The sequence below is a fragment of the Bradyrhizobium sp. 17 genome (genome assembly GCF_023073515.1).
Classification (GTDB): Bacteria; Pseudomonadota; Alphaproteobacteria; order Rhizobiales; family Xanthobacteraceae; genus Bradyrhizobium; species Bradyrhizobium canariense_D.
Window position 1 is genome coordinate 1 of the sequence record NZ_JADPJQ010000096.1, and the last position, 21,844, is coordinate 21,844.

A 21,844-nucleotide genomic window follows, 5' to 3' on the forward strand; every position below is an offset into this window, starting at 1 on the left:
GCGTGCTCGGCTACAATCTGACACGCGTGCTGAACATCGTCGGGATGAAACCGCTGCTGGCGGCGGTGAGTGCGTGATACGGGCGTTGCCGCGCGCCGTTGCGGTTCATGGGGCGCCTAAAAGAGCCCCGACATTGCCTCAGGATGAGTTCTGGTCGAGCGGCCGTAAAACTTGCCCAAATTGATCGGACCGCGATAGCCTGAGTTCGACCGCGCCGGTCAGCGTCATGCAACAGCGTTTTTACACGACCAAGGACCCACGACAGACCTGAATGCACCACGGGGTAACGGTTCAGTTCCCATCGGATGCTCGGCGGTGGCCCGTTTCCGACTCCCTGTTTTGCTCTTCGCTATTTGGGTGCATCCGGGAACGACCTGAACATTGTCGCCTAGTTGAGCGTGCTTTCGACGCACTGGCCTAGGTTGATTAGAATCAACCAATTTCGTTCCCATAGCCGCTGGCGCACGGACCAGCGCGCACCGGGAATTGACTAGCGATTGAGACCCCATTCGGCGCATACTCGTTTCATCACCGGCGTCCGCACCGAGGCATTACAGGTGACTGGGAGTGTTGGGCTCCCGCCTTGAGGGAAGCATCTATGACCCAATCTGAACAGCTGCCGCCCGCCTTTGCGCCCATCACATTGCAGCGCCCCGCCTGTCCGAGGTGCAAATCTTCGATGATGCTGGTCAGTATCGAGCTAGAACGCCCAGGCGTGGACTTGCATACGTTTCAGTGCGCTGTCTGCAATCACGTACTTACAACCCTTGCCGCGTGCGAAGATCCTATGCATTCCAAAGTGGGCCGATGCCTTCAAGGCGATTTGCCTCCGCCGAAGTAAGGTGCTGCGTGAATGAACCGGCGGCTTTGCTGGTGGTAATCCCGCGAGCGGCGGACGGACTAGGACCAATGTCTTTGTTTTGTAGCGTTGAGATCGGGATTCGTGAGCAACGCCCGTGCCAACCGATATCGCAGGTTAGCCCACGCTTCTGGCGACAAGGCTAACGTTGACCTGCTTCTTAAGCTCGCAGATGAATGCGATCGAGGGATTCTCTGCACCGCTGAATGGCGCTTAGCTCCCTACACAAGCGCGCAATCACCAAAGGCCGCCGACGAAAGGTTGCACTTTTTTGCCTGGGAACCATTAAATGATGGTCGTTGAAAGTGGTTCGCCGAACGTTCGAGTGAGTACAAGTCGTCACAACCAGCAAGGTTCGGTTGCATTGCCAACCTTGCCCCAAACTCGGCTCCACCACTCCACGAGTCACCATAGTAGCACCAGCCGCCACCAGAACAACGGCCGTCAGTGCGAACAATCGAGAGGTTGTCCGATTGATATTCATGGCGCTTTAGATGCAGTCTCGGTCCCGTCATATCGCGTCCTTTATAACCTTCAGTTCGACGTACCTGACAAAGGGCTCCCCCGGCGCCATCCAGTAGAATGGGGCAAGGGCGATCGGGTCGTTGCTCCGTCTTACTATCCCGACATGACGAGTTGGTCAGCATTGCCTTGGCCTGCTGATCCCGTCCAAAGGGCTGAGGACTGGCGCCTCCATTGGTTCGTGCTCCCTCGTTTCGCGGGTGCCAAGCCGACCAAGCAAGCAAAATCACCGTTCGGGAGCACGCCATGTGTTTGAGCGTTGTCGTCGCCGGCCAACGGCTCGACGCTGGCCCCGAAACGACGGCACGCGGACCGCAAATGCCATTGCGGCCGCTAGGGTAGCTAACTCTCGCGATCATGGCGCGCCGATACCGCACGGAAGCGACGCTGTATGTCGCGCATTCGCTGTTCAGGACCTAAGGCCGAAACGAGCAGGATCGAGTTCCGGGCTATCCTGCCGCCATGAAAACGAACGCGAGAAGGGCTGAGCGAAGCAGCGCCGTTTTATCAAGCCTTAGACCGAAAGGCTTGAGCTCACCGTACCACGCGAGTGCTCAGCATTGAGGTCCAAACCGCTCGCTTCAGGTTTCGCGGAACGCGCGAGAGAAGCTGTCGAGGACAGGCTTCATGATGTACTCGAAAAACGTACGTTCTCCGGTCTTGATGTAAATGTCCGCGGGCATCCCGGGCGTCGGGATGAATTCAGGCATTTGCCTGAGAATATCGTCCCGGTCCAGGCGCACCCGAACAACATAGAATTCCCGACGCGTGTCGCCGTCGCGACGGGTTTCGGCCTTCCCCTGCACTTGCTCCGCCAAGGCGTCCGCTGACACGTAGATGACGCTCGCCCCGACCATGGGCGTGATGCGCTGGTTGAGCGCCGACAGCCGCACCAGCGCCTCCTGGCCTACGCTCACATACGAAATGTCCTTGGGGTTCACATGTGCCTCGATGATGCGCTCGTCGCCAATCGGCAGGAGCTCAAGGATCACGGCACCAGGAGAGACCACGCCGCCCGGTGTATGGAAGTTGTTCTTCACCACAATACCTCGAACCGGCGACCGGACATCGACCCGATCGACCACATCCTGAGCGGCGCGAATCTGCTCCTCTCCGTCGTCCAGCTCGGCCTCGGTCTCGCGCAACTCCTTGATCGCCTCCCGAAGCGCCGTCGTGTGGAGCTGCGCTATTCGTTCGTTCGCCTGGGCGATCCGCTCCTTCGAATCGGCGATGCGGCCGAGATATTCGCCTAGCTCACCCCCGAGACCCGCCTCTGAGCGTCGCAACGCAAGCACATCCGACTTGCGGACCAACTGCTGGCTAAGAAGGGAATTCTTGTCCTTCAGCTCTTCGACGAACAAGGAAATTCGCTCTTTGGTGGACTGAACTTGCGCCTGATATCCGCGGATGCTTTCCTCCAGCCCAGCGATTTGCTTTAGGAGTACGCTTTCGTCGGTCACCAGACTTGCCCGGCGGGCCTGAAGCTCGGCACGTTGCCGCTCAAGAATCGGTTTGATTTCTGGATCACGTGCGTTCTCGCTGAATGCGGCCGGGGTTTCGAGTGCGTCAGAAGAGCTCATTTCAGCTTCCAGACGCGCCTTCATGGCGAGCAGTCGATACTTCTTCAAAACCAGCCGTTTCAGCTTGGCGTTGGCAGCGGTATCGTCCATGCGAACCAGGACCTGGTTGGCCTCGACGGCATCCCCGTCCTTGACCGCAATCTCGCGGATGATGCCGCCCTCGAAGTGCTGGACAAGCTTGTTCTGCCCGGTAGCCACGAACGTGCCCGAGGCGACGACCGCACTGTTGAGGGGAGCGACTGCGGCCCAAACGCCGAAACACCCGAGCCAAACAACCAGGATGGCGAGGCCGGTGAAGATGGGCCATTTGGCGCTCAGCGGAACACCGCGGTACCACTCGATGTCGTCCTTTACCGCTCTCATGCTGTCCTCCCGCGCTGGTCACCCGCCCGCGGATTCGATGCGTTGCGGCTGCTCCGGCTCATCACCGCCGGCCCTGGCGGGCGACCGAACCAGGCGATGCAACACCTCGCTCGGAGAGCCGAATGCTTCCGCGCGTCCGGCCCGCAGTATCAGCACTTTGTCCACACTGTTCAGTAGCGCCGGGCGCAGGGTTACGACCACCGCCGTGATGCCCCGCCTCTTGGCGCGCTGCAGGGTCTCGGTCAGAGCCTGCTCGCCCGCCGCGTCGAGATTCGAGTTGGGCTCGTCGAGCACGACGAGGGACGGATTGCCGAAGAAAGCCCGGGCGAGTGCAATGCGCTGCTTCTGTCCTCCCGAGAGCGGCCCGCCACTGCGGTCGAGCACGGTCTCGTATCCTTGCTTCAACTGGCAGACCATGTCGTGAATGCCCGACAACATCGCCGCCTCATAGATGCTCTCGTCCGGCAAGTCGTCGCGCATGCGGCAGATGTTCTGCTTGATGGTGCCGGGAAATAGCTCTACCTCCTGGGGCAGGTAACCGCTATATTCCCCGAACTGGCGGCGATCCCAGTTGCGCAGCTCCGTTCCGTCCAGCCTGACCTTGCCGGCGGTCGGCACCAGACAACCCACCAGAATGCGCGCGAGCGTCGACTTGCCCGATCCCGACGGTCCGACAATGGCCAAAGCCTCTCCGGGCGCGAGCTCGAGCGACACACCATTGAGCACCGGCTCCTTGGAGCCGGGCGGCAGATACAAGACCCGATCAACGCTCAGGCGCCCTTGTGGTCTCGGCAAGCGCAGCTTGGGCGCCTCGCGCTGGAATGACTCGACCGCCTGCTTTACGCGGGCATAGGCCGATCGCGCCTGCACGCAGCTGCGCCATCCCTCGATCAAACCCTCGAGCGGCTGCAGGGCGCGACCGGCAATGATCGAAGCCGCGATCATCATGCCCCCGGTGATCTCGGCGTGCAGGGCCAGATAGGCCCCGGTGCCGAGGATCGTGATCTGGGCCACGAGGCGGACGAATTTCGACGCACCGCTGATCCAGAAATTCCGGTCAAGGGCCTGGCTCTGCACCGTCAGCGCCGGCGCCTGCCGGCGCCCCCAGTGGAGAATGCTTTCGCTGAGCATTCCCATCGCATTGATCACCTGCGAATTTCGCGCCAGCGACTCCGCCGCCGCATCGGCCTCGGCGGCATGCAGGCCAGCCTCGCTCAGACGCTCCGAGGTCGCTTTCTGGTTGATCAGCGCAATCAGTGCCAGGACCAAACCCGATACGACTGCGATCCAACCCAGATCTCGGTGAACGAGGAATATGACTGCGAAGTAGAGGGGCGAGAGGGGCGCGTCCATCAGTAAAAGCATGACAGGGCTCGAGATGAAGCCCCGCACCTGGTGAAGGCTGCGGATCGCCTGGATGGTTCCGCCCTCGCCGGCCCTGGCGTTGTTGATGCTGCTCGCCAGCACGGCGCCGCCGAGCACCGCCTCCATCTTGGTCGCAAGACGCCCCAGCACCTGCCGACGCAGAATGTCGACGATCGAGAGGATACCGATGAATGTCAGCGCGAGAGCCGAGAGCATCAGCAGTGTCTCGAGACTCCGGCTCGTCAGCACGCGATCGGAGATTTGAAAGAGGTAGATCGGCAACGTGAGCATCAGCAGATTCACAACGACCGAAAATGCTGCGACCGCTATCAGGTTGGTGCGCGCGACCGAACGCCAGGCGGCCAGCGCGTTGACAGGTCCGACATAGTCGCGCGCCTCGCCGCCGGGTGCGACGCGAAGTTGAGCTCCGGAGTGGTTGCGCAGCGGATCGTCCAGTGTCTCGACAGCTGCCATGTTTTCCTCCCACTAGAGGATGGCATCATGAGTTCCAACGTGATCGATCGGAGTATTATCCACGAGGTCGGGAGGCGGCGGCGCGGGTTTTTGGACATCGGCAGCCACCGGCGCGGAAACGTCTTGAGCCGATGCGGCGTCCGCCTGCGACACGGCAGTCTGGGAGGGCGCGATCTCGCTGCTGAGCGTGACGCCGTAGTCTGTATACTGGGTTCCGTTGAACAGCGAATCTGCCGGCGGCGGTGGCGCATCGTTCAACGCGATCACATCGCCCGCGACGGCGGTCGTCGCCGCGGCATTTGAGGTGTCCGTCACGACGTTCTCCGGGGCAGTGGTGGCGGATGCCGAACTCTCGATCGGTGCGTCAGCGGTGGTGGCGAGCGCAAGAAGCGTGTCGGCCGATCCAGGAGTTTGAGCGCTGCTGGTGTCCGGCACGGCCGGCTCTACCGGTTCGGTCGCGGGGGTGCTGAGCGAGTCTCCGGCGCTGGTGAGCACCGGCTCGGTCGTGTCAGCGACGGGTGCCGCACTCGCCAAAGCATCGCCCGCCACGCTGCCCGTGTCCGCCGGTTGCGACACGTCGCTCGACGCATCGGTCGGAGCCGCAGCTGTGGTGAGCGCCGGCTCGCTGATGTCCGCGACCGGCGCCGCACTCGCCAAGGCATCGCCAGCCACGCTGCCCGTGTCGGCCGGTTGCGACGCGTCGCTCGGCGCATCGGTCGGAGCCGCAGCTGTTGTGGTGAGCACCGGCTCGCTGATGTCCGCGACCGGTGCCGCACTCGCCAAGGCATCGCCAGCCACGCTGCCCGTGTCCGCCGGTTGCGACGCGTCGCTCGGCGCATCGGTCAGAGCCGTAGCTGTGGTGAGCACCGGCTCGCTGATGTCCGCGACCGGTGCCGCACTCGCCAAGGCATCGCCAGCCACGCCGCCCGTGTCGGCCGATTGCGACGCGTCGCTGGTCGCATCGGTCGCAGCCGTTGTGGTGAGCGCGGGCTCGCTCGTGTCTAGGACCGGCGCGGCACCCGCAAGACCATCGCCAGCCACGGTCCCAGTGTCGGCCGGAAGCGACACGTCGCTGCTCGGATTGGTCAGAGCGGCAGCCGTTGTGGCGAGCGCAGGTTCGCTGGTGTTAGCAGCGGGCGCCGCACTCGCCAAAGCATCGCCAGCCACGCTGTCCGTGTCGACGGGATGCGACACCTCGCCGGCCGGATTGGTCAGAGCGGCAACTGTTGTGGTTAGCACAGGCGCGCTCGTGTCAAGGACCGGCGCGCCACTCGCAAGTGCATTGCCAGCCACATCTGTGGGCTGTGATACATAACCAGGGGCACCGTGACCGGTGATCAGTTCCGCCTCCGCGATCTCAAGGGGTGATGCTGAACTATCAAGGGTATCAGTTCCCGTGCTGTCCGATGCAACCGTTTGCGACAACGCGGTCGACTGAGTGTCTGGACCCGTCGTCTGGCCAACCACCTCGTTGCTCACCGTGCTCACGGTGTCGGTCGCCGTCGCAAGCGCCGGCGGCAGCGTAGCCTCGACCGGCGCAGTTGTTCCAACCACGTCATCGGGCAGCGTGCTCGCAGTGTCGGCAAGAGTGGATAGCGTCGGCTGCGCCGCCGACTCGACCGACGCAATCGCGCCGACCACGTCATCGGGCAGCGTGCCCGCGGTGTCGGCCAAGGTCGTGAGTGTCGGCTGCGCCGCCTCGACCGGCGCAATTGCGCCAACCACGTCGTTGGATAGCGTGCTGACGGTGTCGGTCGCCATCGCCAGTGCCGGCGGCACCGCCGCCTCGATCGGCGCAATCGCGCCAACCACGTCGTTGGGCAGCGTGCTGACGCTGTCGGTCGCCATCGCCAGTGCCGGCGGCACCGCCGCCTCGACCGGCGCAATCGCGCCAACCACGTCGTTGGGCAGCGTGCTGACGCTGTCGGTCGCCATCGCGAGCATCGGCGGCACCGTCGCCTCGACCGGCGCAATTGCGTCAACCACGTCGTTGGATAGCGTGCTGACGCTGTCGGTCGCCATCGCGAGCACCGGCGGCACCATCGCCTCGACCGCCGCGATCGCGCCAACCACGTCGTTGGGCAACGCGCTGACGGTCTGGGTCGCCGTCGCAAGCGCCGGCGGCACCGTAGCCTCGACCGGCGCAATCGCGCCAACCATGTCGCTGGGTAGCGTGCTGACGCTGTCGGTTGCCGTCGCCAGTGTCGGCTGCGCCGCCGCCTCGATCGGCGCAATTGCGCCAATCATGTCGTTGGATAACGTGCTCACGGTATCGGTCACCGTGGCGAGTGCCGGCGCTACCGCCGCCTCGATCGGCGCAATTGCGCCAATCATGTCGTTGGATAACGTGCTCACGGTGTCGGTCGCCGTGGCGAGTGCCGGCGCTACCGCCGCCTCGACCGTCTCAATCGCGCCAACCATGTCGTTGGGGAGCGTGCTGACGCTGTCGGTTGCCGTCGCCAGTGCCGGCGGCGCCGCCACCTCGACCGGCGCAATTGCACCAACCACGTCGTTGGATAGCCTGCTGACGCTGTCGGTTGCCGTCGCCAGTGCCGGCGGCGCCGCCACCTCGACCGGCGCAATTGCGCCAACCACGTCGTTGGATAGCCTGCTGACGCTGTCGGTCGCCGTCGCCAGAGTCGGCGGCACCGCCGTCTCGGCGGGCGCAATCGTTCCAACTATGTCGTTAGGCAGCGCGCCGACGTTGTCGCTCGCTGCCGCCAGTGCCGGCGGTATCGCCGCCTCGACCGGCGCGATTGCGCCAACCACGTCGTTGGATAGCGTGCTCGCGGTGTCGGTCGCCGCGGCGAGTGCCGGCGGTACCGCCGGTGCGATCGTCCCAACCACGTCGTTGGGGAGCGCGCTCACGGTGTCGGTTGCCGTCGCCAGTGCCACCGCCGCCTCGACCGGCGCGATCGCATCAACCACATCGTTGGGCAGCGCGCTGACGCTGTCGGTCGCCGACGCCAGTGCCGGCGGCACCGCCGCCTCGATCGGCGCAATCGCGCCAACCATATCGTTGGGTCTCGTGCTCACGGTGTCGGTCGCCGTGGCGACCGCCGGCGGCACCGCCGCCTCGACCGGCGCAATCCCTACCACCACGTCATTGCTTAGATCTCCAAGCAGAGGAAAGGAGCTGACCACCGACGGACTAAACGAGCCGTGAAGCACATTAGAGCCAATGGATTCGAGCGTTGCCCCACCAGACAATTCAGTACTTCCGAGGTCGGAATCTGCTGACAGCGAGTTGATGCAAGTGACGCTACTGACGTCGGCCGAGGTGTGAGCATGGTGCTTGCAAGAATCCGCATCTTCGCCACCTACGCCCTCACCCCCATCGTTCGCGGCGACTGCTTCGCCACGAGCGGTGCCCGGTCTGGGCGTGTGTTCATGCGGCTCCGCCAGGAGACCGGCGCGATCGAGCTGAGTCACATGCGTCTCCGACGAAGCGGCCGGCGCTTTGGGCCTCTCATCCTCCGCGCCCGGCTTCGCGGGATCGCTCGCAGGCAGCTCGACGTTCGTCCGTTGCGGCCTCGCACTTGCCTGAGCCGCTGTCGCGTCTTCTTGCTCGGCCAGCGCGGATCTGAACGGGGCGGCAAGAAACTCTTCGCAGGCAATCAGCGGGGCAATGAAGAACGACCAGGTCAAGAAACTGAAGGAGCCGGATCGCTTATCAGCACGCTGCACTCCAGCTTCGAAAATCTTCCGCTCTTGTTCGAACAGTTCACGCTTTTCTACCTGGTGCATGACCGCCGCCTTTCAGGCTCAGAAACCACTCTCGCCCGGAAGCATTCACCGCCAAGCGGGTCTCTTCGGCACGTCAGGCGCCCGTGTCGTGCGACGTATCCGTCGCCGGGTCGAAATGCCCTACGTCGAAGTGATCCGTTGGACCCATCAAACCGATGGCGTATTCTAGCGCATCGTCGCAAGACATCGAAGCGAGCGCGCCGTGTATGTCACCCGAATGATCGGCACCGTGCGAGCTGAAATCACCCGCGAACTCACCTTGGGAGAAGTCGAACTTGGCCAGCGCATCACCCGGACTACCATCGGTGTAGCCCCTGCTGCCATCGTCAGCCGGCTCGAGGTCGCAGTGGTCCTTGGGCTGGTATTCGCCGTCGTTGGCATCCTTCCAGGCGTCGTGCTCTGGGTAGTTGCCCTTGCCGCTAAGGTTGGAATAATTGTCCTTGCCGCCGCCGTTCGAATACTCGTCGTTATCGCTGTGATCGTCATTCCACTTTGACTGCTTGCCGTCGCCACAGTCGTCGGGCTTGGTTGGAGTGCATTCCTCGGGTGGGACGCCGGTTCCCGCAAGCTTTATGAACCCGAGAATGCTCGTAACACTGCTCAGGATAGACATGGCTTCGCTCCTCGCTTCAGCGATGGTAACGGGTGCCCTGCCCGGATCACCACGCCGTCACCCCTACTGTCGCCAAAGCACGCCTATGGATGCAGCGGCGAAAAAATAAGTTCACGCCTTACTCAAGCTGCCGGCGCATGGCCACGAGCTCTCTCCGGATCCACGCCTTGACGGTTCCGACAGGAACCCGGAGGTATTCGGAAATCTCCTCGTGCGTGCGCCCATCGACGATCGCTAGAAGCAGGCTCGCGCGGCGCTGTGGCTCGAGTTGATCGAGCATGGTTCGCAGCGTCATGCTGTCTGGGATACATGACGAAGGGTTCGGAACGGTCTGTTCTCGCGCGCAGATGGCATTCAATGCATCGTCATCGAGAGCGAGTTCGCGCCGGGCGTTCTGCCGCATCTTGAGCGCCGTGTTGCGGACGATCGCGTAGATCCAGCCTCGGGCGGATCCACGTGCAGGATCGAAGTTCTTCGCATATCGGAGAATCTGCGCGAATGCATCGTGGATGACGTCCTCGGAGCGCGATCTGTCGTGCACGATACGGTGTGCCATCGCGCGCAACTGCTCCCTCTCCCGTGCGTAGATCTTGCCAACGGCCGACTGCGATCCGGAAGCGCACTCAAGCAGAGCTGTTTCATAATCAAGAGCCGTCTCGCGACTGAAATAACTGTCATGCCGCGCTGCGCCGGAGCGGGGCCTCGCCTTCGTTAAAGCGATGCATTGCTGGGGCATGGTGGAAGTCACCCTCAAATGGCAGAAAACCTGACTGCTTTCACCCGCAGGGCCACCGCTGCTGCATTTAATGCCCTGCGTTAAAACTCATTTAAATGATCTACTTTTAAAAAAATACGAAATCGACTGTCGGCGAACTCAAGTCAGCAGCATCGACTTCGTTCCCGAAGTTTTCGAACTTTTTCCCGACCGCCAAACCGGCGACGCGATCGCCAGGCTGCAGGCGGGACCATAACGGGTCGTGCTTGCTTGCGAGGTGAGCCCTACATAACTCCTCGAGCCGACTTCGAAAATGGGAGGCGTCAACATGGTCCCTAAGTCCCGTTTAAAACTTCAGAGCACGCATCGGACCCTACTACCGTGCAACGCCATCGAGGGTCATTCGAAGTACCTTCAAGAAAATACGTCTCAATCCCCCACATTCCCGCCTCTATCCAACCTGCCCGCAATCAGCTGCGACGGCTCTGAGCCTTGTCATACCCAACGGGCGCTGCGAGTTGCGCAGCTATCGTGATGAGGTCAGCCATCGCGACAAGCTAAGGTGCTTCTTGCGTCCCTGGAGTACCACGCGCTTTCCTTCGGAAGCCGCGATGTCGCATCGCAGCCGCGCAGAACATTCAGCAGATCAGAACGTCCATTCACTGTGACGAAGCCGCCACTGATTCCCACTTTAGGGCGCGCCTTGCATACGACGTTACAAACATCCCGATGCAACAAGCGTCAAACGTGCCACTCACAAAATTTTTGCGCGACCGTGCATCCAGATTGTGATCTGGCCACCTAGTGATGACGTGGCAACAGTTACATCAATGTTCCGCCACTTACATCGAAAGGAGACCAACATGCTGGAGATGACCAAACTTGCTCACCCTATCGAACTGTCTGATGAGGAGCTCGACCTCGTGGCCGCCGGCACCGGCGGCTGTGGCTGCCAGGATGGCGGATCACTGATCCGAACTGGCGACATCAATGTGCTCAGCGGAAACCAAGTTCAGGTTGGCCTGCTGTCCAAGCAGTCCCAAGTCTTTATTGGGTAAAGGCGGGATGCATCGGCGAACCGCTTCTCCATCGGGGAAGCGGTTCTCCGGTAGCCATCCGCAGTCTTGTTTTGGCGGAAAGATACTCCGCGCAGCGCTTCAGTAAGGTGCGTCCATGGCGAACCGACCAACTCTGTTTCGTAAGGAAGCCGTCGACTTTTTGCATCAGCGCCACACCTGGGGTGAGGTCGTATTGCTGCAGCCGCTGTCGAGCACACTGCTCAGCTGGAGCCTTGCGGCGCTCGTTGTATTCATTTTGTGTTTTCTCTCCATCGCGCAATACGCCCGCAAGGAGACCGTCTCCGGGTATCTGACGCCGACCTCCGGCACAGCTAAGATTTTCATATCACAACAGGGCTTCATCAAGGCGATACACGTGAAGGAGGGGCAAGAGGTTGCGGGGGGCGACCCGCTCCTGACCATAGTTACTTCCCAAATCACGGCCAATGGAGATGACGTCAATGCGACCGTACTTGCGGTGGTGACGCAGCAACGCAATGTGGTCGAGCGACAGATCGATGCCGAAGATCGCCGAACCGCCTCAGAACGGGATCGCCTCGGTTCCACGATCAAGGGGATTGAAGGAGAGATTATCCAACTCGAGGACCAGCGGAACATCCAAAACGAGCGACTGAAACTTTCCGAGAGCTTCGTATCAACGGGCGCTAAGCTAACCGCGAGCGGCGCATTACCAACGATTGAGCTCAAGCGCCGCGAGCAGGCCGCACTTGAGCAAAAGCAGAGTGTGGTGTCGCTCGATCAGCAGATCACCGCGCGACACACCCAGTTGACAGACGCTCGGCATACACTCGAGCAACTCCCAACCATCGCCGCAGAGAGGATCCGAGGACTGCGTAATGAACTGTCCTCGATCGAACAGCGCGTGGCCGAAGTGAATGGGCGGCAGGCTTACGTTATCAAGGCGCCAACGAGTGGGCGCGTATCGACGCTGCAGGCGACAATAGGCCAAATCGCGGATCCCCGGCATATGCAGCTCGAAATCATTCCCGTTGATGCGCACTTGCAGGCCGAGCTGTTCTTTCCGACACGCGCGTTTGGTTTTGTGCGCCCCGGCCAGCAGGTTCGGATACTTTACGATGCATTTCCTTATCAGAAATTCGGCACCTACCGCGGCAGCGTGACCAACGTCTCTCACACCATTCTGACCGGCAACGAAACGACCGGGCCGATCGCCCTCAAGGAACCGGCTTACCGTGTGACTGCGGCTCTCGAGCGGCCCGACATCGACGCCTATGGCCGTAAGATGCCGCTTCAGCCGGACATGCTGCTCAGGGCCGACGTGATCCTTGAGCAGCGGTCTCTGATGAGCTGGCTGCTTGATCCGGTGTTAAGCGCAAGGATGTAGCCCATGCAGGGACTATTGAATTTCAGCGGACGCAGATCCCTCCCGGTCATCCGGCAGACGGAGGCGACGGAATGCGGGCTCGCATGCCTCGCCATGGTGGCGTCTTATCATGGTCATCGAACTGACTTGAACAGCCTGCGGCGGCGGCATCCAGTGTCCCTAAAGGGCGTCACTCTCCGCGACCTCATGCAGATAGCAGCTCACCTGGGGCTGTCATGTCGGCCGCTGCGAATCGAGATCGGCCATCTCTGCCAATTGCGTGTCCCGGCTATTCTGCACTGGGACATGGCTCATTTCGTTGTACTGAAAGCGTACAGGAGGAAAGGGATCGTGGTGCACGATCCGGCAGCCGGCGAGAAATGGTTTCCCCTCACTGAAGCATCAAGACATCTTACCGGGGTCGCGCTCGAACTCTCGCCTACTGAAACGTTCTGCCGCACAGATGAGAGAATGCGACTGCCGTTCTCGGTTTTCTGGAGCGGAATGAACGGAAGCAATTATGCTCTGGCCCAAATACTAGTTCTGTCAGTGGTCATCGAATTGCTTCTCCTCGCCGCCCCTTTCTATATGCAGCTCACGGTTGACGAGGTCATCGCCAGGGGAGATGTCGATCTCCTGGTCGTACTCGGGCTAGGATTCGCGCTCCTTCTCCTGATACGGATCGCCTCGACCGCAACCCGCTCCTTCATTATTCTCGTTCTGCAAAACACGTTGAGCTTTCAAATCGGCGCGCGGCTGTTTCATCATTTGGTGCGCTTGCCGCTCTCATTCTTCGAAAAGCGGCACATCGGCGACATCCTGTCACGCTTCAATTCGATCGAGCCCATCCGCAACGTGCTCGCGGAGGGATTGATCACGGGGTTGATCGACGGTCTCATGTCGGTGTTGATGCTGGTGTTGATGTTCACCTACAGCATCCAGCTCGGACTTGTCGTCCTGCTGGCGTTCGCGTTGTATGCCGCCCTGCGGCTCGCTCTCTTCGGGATGTTCCGACAACGGAGCGAAGTGGCCATTCACAGCAAGGCAGACGAGAACTCCACCTTCATCGAAACCGTGCGAGCGGTGCAAAGCCTAAAGTTGCTCAACCGAGAGAACGAACGGGAGGGCCAGTGGCTGAATCGCTATGCTGCGTATATAAACGCCAACGTGCGGCTAGGCCGGGCGAGGATCAGCTTCAAAGCGATGAACGACACGATATTTGGCTTGGAGAACGTAATCACGATCTACCTCGCCGCTCGTCTCGCACTGGACAACCTCATCACGGTTGGAATGATATTCGCGTTCGTCAGCTACAAGCTGCAGTTCGCTGAGCGGACAGCGCTGTTGATCGAGAAGCTGGTAGATGTCCGCATTCTCGGACTGCACCTGGAGCGTCTCGCCGACATTGCGCTCACCCCGCTCGAGCGCGGGCACCACCTGGACGTGTCGTATATCCGGCAGATTCGCGGCGCGATCGAACTGCGCAACGTGTGCTTCCGGTATGCAGAAGGAGAGTCTCTGATTCTTAACAACGTCAATCTGTGCGTTGCTCCCGGACAATTCGTGACGATCATGGGACCATCGGGCTGCGGCAAGTCGACTCTTGTCAAGATTATGCTTGGGCTGCTCGAGCCAACGAGCGGAGAGGTTCTGATCGACGGTCTTCCGCTAGGCCAGATTGGACCGCGCGCTTATCGCGAGCAGATTGGCGCGGTGATGCAGGAGGATCAATTGCTGTCGGGATCGATTGCCGACAATATCTGCTTTTTTGATACAGCATTCGATCTGCAAGCGATGATCGATTGCGCGCGGATTGCCGGCATCCACGACGACATCATGGCAATGCCGATGAGCTACAACAGCCTCATCGGTGACATGGGAAGCTCGTTGTCTAGCGGGCAGAAACAGCGAGTATTGCTTGCGCGCGCGCTCTATCGCCGACCAAAGATCCTGTTTCTGGACGAGGGCACGGCACATCTCGACACCGAGAAGGAAAAGGAAATCAATGCGAATCTCCGGCACCTTAGTATGACTCGCGTGAGCGTAGCGCACCGACCGGAAATTACCCATGGAACAGATATGATCATCCATCTTGCCGCGGCGGCCAGACCATTTCGGGTCGGAATGACGAGCCTCAGACGAGAAGCGGGGCCTGCGCAAGATGTCGGCGTCACCGAGTTTGCCGCCGAAGGTGCGAAATCGGCCGAGACCGGCCACGATGACTGCCCCGGTGACTCCACGGGCGATTGCTCGAAGCGCGATAGTGACTGGAAAGACGCCAAGGACGACGACTGCCATTCACAGAAGGACTGCTGCCAGCCGCGGAAAGACTGCAACCCCAAGCCGTCCGACGACTGTGGCAAAGCCGACAACCCGGGTGAAGCGCTGGCCAGGATCGACTTCTCACGATGCTGATTCGGCTCGCGCAGTCCGGATCCTTCGCGTGACATGCAAGGCGCACTCGCTTCGATGACCCGCTCGGATACGCCATCGGCTGGCCAAACGCCTGCTGAAGTCGCGCGAGGACGTCCTGGCCGGATAGGACTCAACAAGCCGATTCATTGTTGCCTGGATTCCGATGTAAGGCCGGGCTCAACTTTCCCCCAGCCTTGAGCCTGGGTCGCTCCGAACCTCATGGAATTAGTCTCGATGCTCACGCTCCGGTTGGCTGCTGCCGCCATCAAGGCATTCGAAGAACGCCTCGAACAAACCAATCGCGGTCTCGCCTGTTCACGCGGGCGGGGCGCCATCAATATGCGAAACACCGACGTTTTCGCAGATTGAGACGAACGCCCTCTTCGCGTCAGCGTCCTCAAAGCAAAATCGTGTGCCTTGGACTCCGCGCTCGATCCACCAGTCGATTTTGTTTGCCCGCGAAATGCGGGATGCCTCTCCGCGCAACTGATCCAATTGCCTTCCATAGGCCCGAACGATCACACAATTTGTCATTCTCTTACCCCCAAAAAAGCGCTGTTCTAACTAGCCCTGAACGCAAGAGTGCTTCCGGCTGCTCATCGCGCACGCGCGGTGAGCTATCCCTTCAAAACGCCAGAAAGTCACACAGTCAGTCGCTCCACAGCGATCGCACGTCAATCGCTCCTGGCCGAGCATGTAGCGCCCGTGGATCGCGGTAGCGGCATTTTTGCACGATGGACAAATCAACAAAAAATTGCGCATACGCCAGCGCATCACCAGACCGCCCAACACCTTCGACGCCCCTTCGTGAATCAGGTATCTCGCTGAGGAGGAGCTTAGCGAAACTTTGCACGCCTGAATGTTCGATCGCGAACACAGGAACCGCCCTGCGCTTGCTCAGAGCGTGGTGGTATCCTTTCGGAAAGCTGCTAGGCTACCCTCAACTGCGAGAGAGCGAATGAGCGATGACGCGAAAGATGCAGGCCTTGCGGCGTTAATCAGTGGTATTTTTGCTCGGTCCGCGTCGCCCGTCGCCGCGCCTCCGGCGCCGGAGATGCCGTCAACACTCCAACGGGAGCCCGCGGTCGCGGCAGCGCCGCCAGCCAAGCCGCTCGTTCCCTTGTCCCCGGGCGGCCCCGATGAAAAACGAGCGCGGCTGCCCGCGGTGGCGATCGCCGACCTCGTCCTTGGTGAGCTTCGCAAAATGGATGGCTTTCCGAAATCCGGAGTCTCGATCACCGTCTACGGAAGTCGACCTTGGAACGCCATGATCAGGTTCGCACCGTTCTCGACTACGTCGCAAGACGCTGCACGCCTGCGCCACGCTGTGCCCGACATCGTCTTCAGGCTTCGGGGGTACGTCGAGCTCGAAAACTAGGTTCTGCCGATCACGTTCGCCAAACTCGCCTCCTATCCCGCCGGGCTCGGCGTGACTTCCGACAATTGGACTTGCTGCGCCCATCCCCCTGCCGTTGTGAAATCTAGGAAGTCGGAAAAGGGCGCTCATAGCCCTCAGCGGAAGTATGGATGTGCCCGCGTTTCGTCCGCGGCCTAATAGCACGTCCTGTTCCCGCGAGTTCCGATTTCGCGGACTGGCCAGGGGAGGGCCACCAAGGCTAATCTGAGGGAGGGAATCATGGCGAACCTGGTCCTTTGCCGCCCCTAGCGATCCCGACGACGCTCCAGGACTCGTTGATGGCGCGCCTCGATCGATTGGCGCCGGTAAAGGAAGTCGCCCAGATCGCAGCATGCATTGGACGCGAATTCGGACACGAGCTTCTAAGATCGGTAACAGCGCTCGACGAACACGCGCTGCAGCGTGCTCTCAATGATCTAATGACAGCGGAACTCATATTCCGCCTGCCGGCAGTAGTTTTGCCTTTGGCCAGTTCAGAGAGTCAGCGATGATGCAGCCCTTCAGTCAATCCATCAGCCAAATCGCCGGCGCGTTAGCCCGCGCGCAGGCTGAACTGCAAAATCCCGAGAAGTCCCTCACCGCCCACCATCGCCTCGCCCTTCCCGCGGGAAGAAAGCCGCAGCTTCCGCTATGCGTCACTGGCGAGCGGGCTGGAGATCGTGCGCAAGTGCCTGAGTAAGCATGAGATCGCCATCATTCAGGCCACCGCCGTCGAGCCAGCGACAGCACTGATCAAGCTCACAACCACCCTGCTGCACAGCTCCGGGGAATGGATCGCCTCGGATTGGCGGGTATGCCCGGCCGCCGACATGGCGGCTCCGCAGCGGATGGGCGCAGCGTTGACATATGCCCGCCGCTACGCGCTGTTCACCCTGGTCGGCATTGCTGGCGAAGACGATTTCGATGCGCCAGATCTGATCACCGCGGCAGCGCCCGCCGCGCCGCCAACGAACCCGAAAGCCAAATCCGCCAAGAGCATTCTCACCCGCGCACCGATGCTCGGCCCACAAGCCTCGGCAGATCTGCGCCAGCGTCTGCTGGAGCAACTGGACGGCTTGCGAGACAACGCGGACCTGTTGGGATGGGCCAAGACCAACCTGCCGCTCAAGAACACGTTGTTGGAGCCGGACGCCCGGCTGGTCGGAGCTGCCTACCAGACACGCGTCGAGAAAGCCTCCCCGCCATCCGCATCAGACGTTGAGCGCAACCTCGAACAGGCGGGGCTTGCCATCCCCAAGGAGCCGCCGCGCAAGCGCAGCAAGAACCACCGGCTGTTTGTGCGCGGACAGCCCTGCCTGGTCTGCCAGCAGTCTCCGTCCGATCCGCATCACCTGAAGTTTGCGCAACCGCGATCCCTGGGCCGCAAGGTCAGCGAAGAGTTCATCGTGCCGCTGTGCCGCACCCATCACCGGGACCTGCACTGCCATGGCAACGAGCGAGCCTGGTGGGCCGATATGCAGATCGCGCCATTGCCGGTCGCGCAGGACTTGTGGGCGGCAAGCCCCGTCCACGGGATTGCCAGCCCGGCAACGATCGTCGACAGCAGCATGTCCGCACACGTCGCTTCGGAGGCGAGACGGCGATGAACGGCCCTTTCCAAACCGAACAGCAGCCCACCGTCAACGCCATGCCGGTTCAGCTCGAATTGCTGGCGCCGCCTCCCCTGCTGTTGCCTGGTGAGAGCCGCGAGCACCACCAATCGCTGCGGGCAAGCGATCTTTGCCGACCTCGCGCCGCGATCCGCCATCGAATGGCCGCTCGCGAACGATGTCGCTGAACCATCCTGGGAGATCCAGCGCTATCGATGTTTGCGCCACCAGCTACTGGAGATCTAGCGCCAACAGGCGAATCGCAGCGACCCTGCGCCGCATCGATCTGATCGGCATCGCGCCCGAGTTCGCGGACGAGGCCGAGTACTATACCCTGCAGAACGCCTCGAGCTGGCAGCGCGACCCTCCATCTCCTTCACCCGGTGCGATATGCATCGCGTCACCATATCGGTTTGACTGGCGGATTGCTCACACTTTCTGGCACGTTCATCGCAGCATCGGTACGATCAGCGCAAAAAGCGAAGCGTGATGGAGATACTGCACAAGAACCGATCGACGACCACTGCATGAAAAGCCGCGCTGATCGGCCGTTGTCCGTAGTGCTCAACAGATGCTCTGAAACTAACCTTCTGCCAGACAATCATCGGTCCGATCGTAAAGAGCCGCGCGAGCCGATATTCGGCCCCGGCGCGCCTCCATTTTTCGCCGAGCTGACTATCTCCGTCGAAGCGCTTGGGCTTTGCTCCTCGTCTTGCTGTTAGCCGTTGCGGAGTCGCAACGCTCTCAACCTCTAAAGCCCGGCAGGCCGCCGGCGATCGACGGATACAAATTCAAGGGCATCGACTAGACGCCCTTACAAACCCAGCTGCCTGCGCAGAGCGTCACGTTCTTCGAGCAATCCACGAACTCTTTGAGCATTGGCCGATTGCGTCTCCTGCCACTCGATGCGATCTTCTGCGGTCCACAGGTAAGACTCGCGATTCAGCCGATCTTTCTCGGCCTTATCAAATTCTAGGTATAGTTCGATTTCGCGCTCAACTTGATCCAGTCGTTCCTGGAGAATTCTCGGCATCCGCCGTTCCTTCGGCTTTGCCTCCAGCCCGCTTCGGGCTTCGGTGCAACCGGTGCGACGACCAATAGGAGTTCTTTCCAGTCGGGTAGATGCGAGCTTTTCCATAAAATTATCACGGTGCGAAAAAAATCTTTTGCGAAGCGCGTCTGACGGGGCGACCGAAGCCCCTGCATTCACCGACCGAAATCTCAAGCTGTTCACGCGCGGCGTAAGCGGGCCGAGCGGAAGGAGCGAAGGATTCGATTGTTAGACATGGAAGAAGTCCAAATTGGCCAAACTGCTTGCTGTTACGGCCGTTAAGACGACTTCCATATCCGCCGAACCCTGGTTCTGAGCTGCCCCGGAACTGTTAACATAAACAATCGTGTCCGCGCCGCTTTGAATCCACGCGATACTATGCGCAGCCACCTGCGTGCTACCGGCTATCAAGCCTTGGACGGTCGTGGCTCCAGTGATACCCGAAATGTCAATGACGTCTGTCCCATGAACGAAGTCGCTGATCGTGTCATGGCTTGCAACAGTCGACTCGGAAACGGCAGCAAAGACAAACTGATCAGCGCCAGCGCCCCCTATCAGCGTATCGGCGCCAGCTCCGCCCCGAATAAAATCGTTCCCCGCTTGACCGTCCAACGTGTTATTTCCAGCGTTGCCAATAATGACGTCAGCGAAACCCGAGCCACGAACAGCATTCACGCCGGTGAATGCATCTGTACCGACGTCCGCAACATCGCCAGAGGCCGTTCCGTGGGAGTTGCCAGCGGCGAGATCTACGGTCACAGCATCCAGAGCATTGTAGAATGCGATGCGGGTATTACCGTTGCCCGTGATAGTGTCATCGCCGGCCATCCCCTCAAACTCGTTGAAGGTACCGAAATCACCGACATTTGGCCCGGAGACGCCGAAATTGGTCGCGACATAAGTGTCGGCGAAGGCGGTCCCGCGGATCGCTTCAATTGATCGAAGGGTGTCTGTTCCGATGGCAGCGTCACCTGACACCGTGCCCGAAGCCATATCGACTTGAATACCTGAAGCCGAACCATCGTGGTTGTAGAATGCCCTGTCGAACCCACCTTTGCCGTCGATGAAGTCATTGCCGGCGCGCCCGGAAAAATCTTCCGCCGTACCACTCGGATTGGCAGAGCCGGTGATGGTGTCGGCAAATGACGATCCCGAGACCGAGCCAACACCCGAGAACGTATCGATGCCCACTGACCCATCACCGGTTACTGTACCCGACGCGCCACTGGTGGTGCTGGTCCAGCCATTGAGACTAAAAGTTATCGTCACGGAGCCGGTTGCATTGGCGTAGATCAGACGGGTATTGCCGTTGCCGGTGATGATGTCGTTACCACCCATTCCTTCAAACTGATTGAGGTTGCCGTTATTGCCGATGTTGGCATAGGGAAGTCCGGTTGCAGGATCGATCGCGCCGCTGACGCCGAAATTCGTGGCATCATACGTATCGACAAAATTGGTTCCCTGAATGCCTTCGATCGAACGCAAGGTGTCGGTGCCGCTCGATGCATCGCCGATCACCGTTCCTGCCGCAAGGTGAACGCTGATCCCACCCGTCGTGAAGGTTAGATTGGCGTATTGCGCCGTATCGAAGCCGCCGTTTCCATTGATAAGATCGTCGCCGGCAAGGCCCATGAAGTTCTCGTTGGCGCCGCTTCCCGAAAAGACGTCCGCAAACATCGATCCCATGACGGCGTTGACACCGGTGAACGTATCGGTACCCACCGAGGCATCGCCGGTCGCAGTGCCCGCAAGGAGATCGACCGTCACGCCGGCGCTTGATTGCGTATATTGGAGTCGGGTGTTGCCATTGCCGATGATTGCATCGTTGCCGCCCATGCCTTCAAAATTATTGAAGGTGCCGCTCGATCCGGCATTGGTGCTGGTACCGCTGAAACCAGTGGCATCGTAAGTATCAGCGAAGTTGGTGCCGCGGACGGCTTCCATCGAACGCAGCGTATCGGTTCCGATCGTCGCATCGCCAGTGACGGTTCCGGCCGCAAGATTAACGGTTATGCCCGTAGTTGTGGTGACGTCGTTATTATAGATGGCGAAATCGTAGCCGCCGCGGCCATCGATCAGATCGTTACCAGCACGACCGTCATATTGCTCGAAAGTACCATTCGGATTGTCACTGCCCCGCAGCGCGTCGCCAAATGCTGACCCAATGACTGAATTGACGATTGTAAAGGTGTCGTTGCCGACCGACGCATCGCCGCTCGCTGTGCCTGCGACAAAATCAACGATGACTGCTGCTGCCGCATTGACATAGGAAATACGAGTCAAAATCTCGCCGGAAGGATTGACCGTGCCGACGATGATATCATCTCCCCCCATGCCTTCGAAGCTGTTGAAGCCAATTGGCGTACCAGGCACCCCGGAGTTACCGCTGAAGCCGACCGCCGAGTAGTGGTCGGCAAGATTGCTGCCCTGGATGGCTTCGATACCGATGAGAGTGTCGGTGCCGACGCCTGGTCCCGTCACGGTCCCGGCGGTCAGATCGGCGGTAATGCCACCGGTCGCGTCGACATAGACCGCCCGATCAACACCCGACAAGCCGTTGATCGTGTCATTGCCGCCGAAGCCCTGGAATGCATCGTTCCCAGCGGTGCCGGTCAGGGTGTTGTCGCCAGCGTCGCCGAGAATGGCGCCGGGCACGCCCACCGTGTAGACCACCGCGCTGCTGGTGGCGGTGTTGCCGGCGGCATCGTTCACCCGGGCGGTCAGCGAGTTG

General features: G+C 60.6%; 12 protein-coding genes. 5 read left to right on the top strand and 7 right to left on the bottom strand.

Annotated features, from left to right (window positions below; all coding sequences use genetic code 11):
• Positions 1-1,962 precede the first annotated feature (1,962 nt).
• From IVB13_RS17735 to IVB13_RS17755, 5 genes are all read right to left on the bottom strand, one after another.
• Complete coding sequence (locus tag IVB13_RS17735) at positions 1,963-3,324, bottom strand: HlyD family type I secretion periplasmic adaptor subunit (RefSeq protein WP_247489896.1); 1,362 nt, start codon at positions 3,322-3,324, stop codon at positions 1,963-1,965.
• Between the two features lie 18 nt (positions 3,325-3,342).
• Complete coding sequence (locus tag IVB13_RS17740) at positions 3,343-5,163, bottom strand: type I secretion system permease/ATPase (RefSeq protein ID WP_247489898.1); 1,821 nt, start codon at positions 5,161-5,163, stop codon at positions 3,343-3,345.
• Positions 5,164-5,175: 12 nt separating this feature from the next.
• Positions 5,176-8,262: a hypothetical protein gene (locus IVB13_RS17745; RefSeq protein ID WP_247489900.1), complete on the bottom strand. Its 3,087-nt coding sequence runs from the start codon at positions 8,260-8,262 to the stop codon at positions 5,176-5,178.
• A gap of 721 nt (positions 8,263-8,983) precedes the next feature.
• A complete protein-coding gene (locus tag IVB13_RS17750) occupies positions 8,984-9,523 on the bottom strand; it encodes a hypothetical protein (protein ID WP_247489902.1) in 540 nt (179 codons plus the stop codon).
• A gap of 118 nt (positions 9,524-9,641) precedes the next feature.
• On the bottom strand, positions 9,642-10,259 hold the full coding sequence (locus IVB13_RS17755) for a sigma-70 family RNA polymerase sigma factor (protein ID WP_247489904.1): 618 nt from the start codon (positions 10,257-10,259) through the stop codon (positions 9,642-9,644).
• Between the two features lie 842 nt (positions 10,260-11,101).
• On the opposite strand from IVB13_RS17755, the gene IVB13_RS17760 reads away from it, so the two are divergent.
• The 5 genes from IVB13_RS17760 to IVB13_RS17780 all read left to right on the top strand — a co-directional run bounded on the left by IVB13_RS17760 (position 11,102) and on the right by IVB13_RS17780 (position 18,059).
• Complete coding sequence (locus IVB13_RS17760) at positions 11,102-11,296, top strand: hypothetical protein (RefSeq protein WP_157643074.1); 195 nt, start codon at positions 11,102-11,104, stop codon at positions 11,294-11,296.
• A gap of 115 nt (positions 11,297-11,411) precedes the next feature.
• Complete coding sequence (locus IVB13_RS17765; protein WP_247489906.1) at positions 11,412-12,662, top strand: HlyD family efflux transporter periplasmic adaptor subunit; 1,251 nt, start codon at positions 11,412-11,414, stop codon at positions 12,660-12,662.
• A gap of 3 nt (positions 12,663-12,665) precedes the next feature.
• Complete coding sequence (locus tag IVB13_RS17770; protein WP_247489907.1) at positions 12,666-15,056, top strand: peptidase domain-containing ABC transporter; 2,391 nt, start codon at positions 12,666-12,668, stop codon at positions 15,054-15,056.
• A 958-nt stretch (positions 15,057-16,014) separates the two neighbouring features.
• Positions 16,015-16,434, top strand: coding sequence for a hypothetical protein (locus tag IVB13_RS17775; protein WP_247295628.1), 420 nt, complete (start codon positions 16,015-16,017; stop codon positions 16,432-16,434).
• A gap of 698 nt (positions 16,435-17,132) precedes the next feature.
• Positions 17,133-18,059: an ERF family protein gene (locus tag IVB13_RS17780; RefSeq protein ID WP_247489910.1), complete on the top strand. Its 927-nt coding sequence runs from the start codon at positions 17,133-17,135 to the stop codon at positions 18,057-18,059.
• Between the two features lie 817 nt (positions 18,060-18,876).
• Here the strand turns inward: IVB13_RS17780 and IVB13_RS17785 are convergent.
• Together IVB13_RS17785 and IVB13_RS17790 are read right to left on the bottom strand one after the other, a co-directional pair.
• Positions 18,877-19,200, bottom strand: a complete 324-nt coding sequence (locus IVB13_RS17785) for a hypothetical protein (RefSeq protein ID WP_018458868.1) — start codon at positions 19,198-19,200, stop codon at positions 18,877-18,879.
• Positions 19,201-19,341: 141 nt separating this feature from the next.
• Positions 19,342-21,844: calcium-binding protein (locus IVB13_RS17790; RefSeq protein WP_247489911.1), on the bottom strand; the 2,503-nt coding region annotated here is incomplete at its 5' end.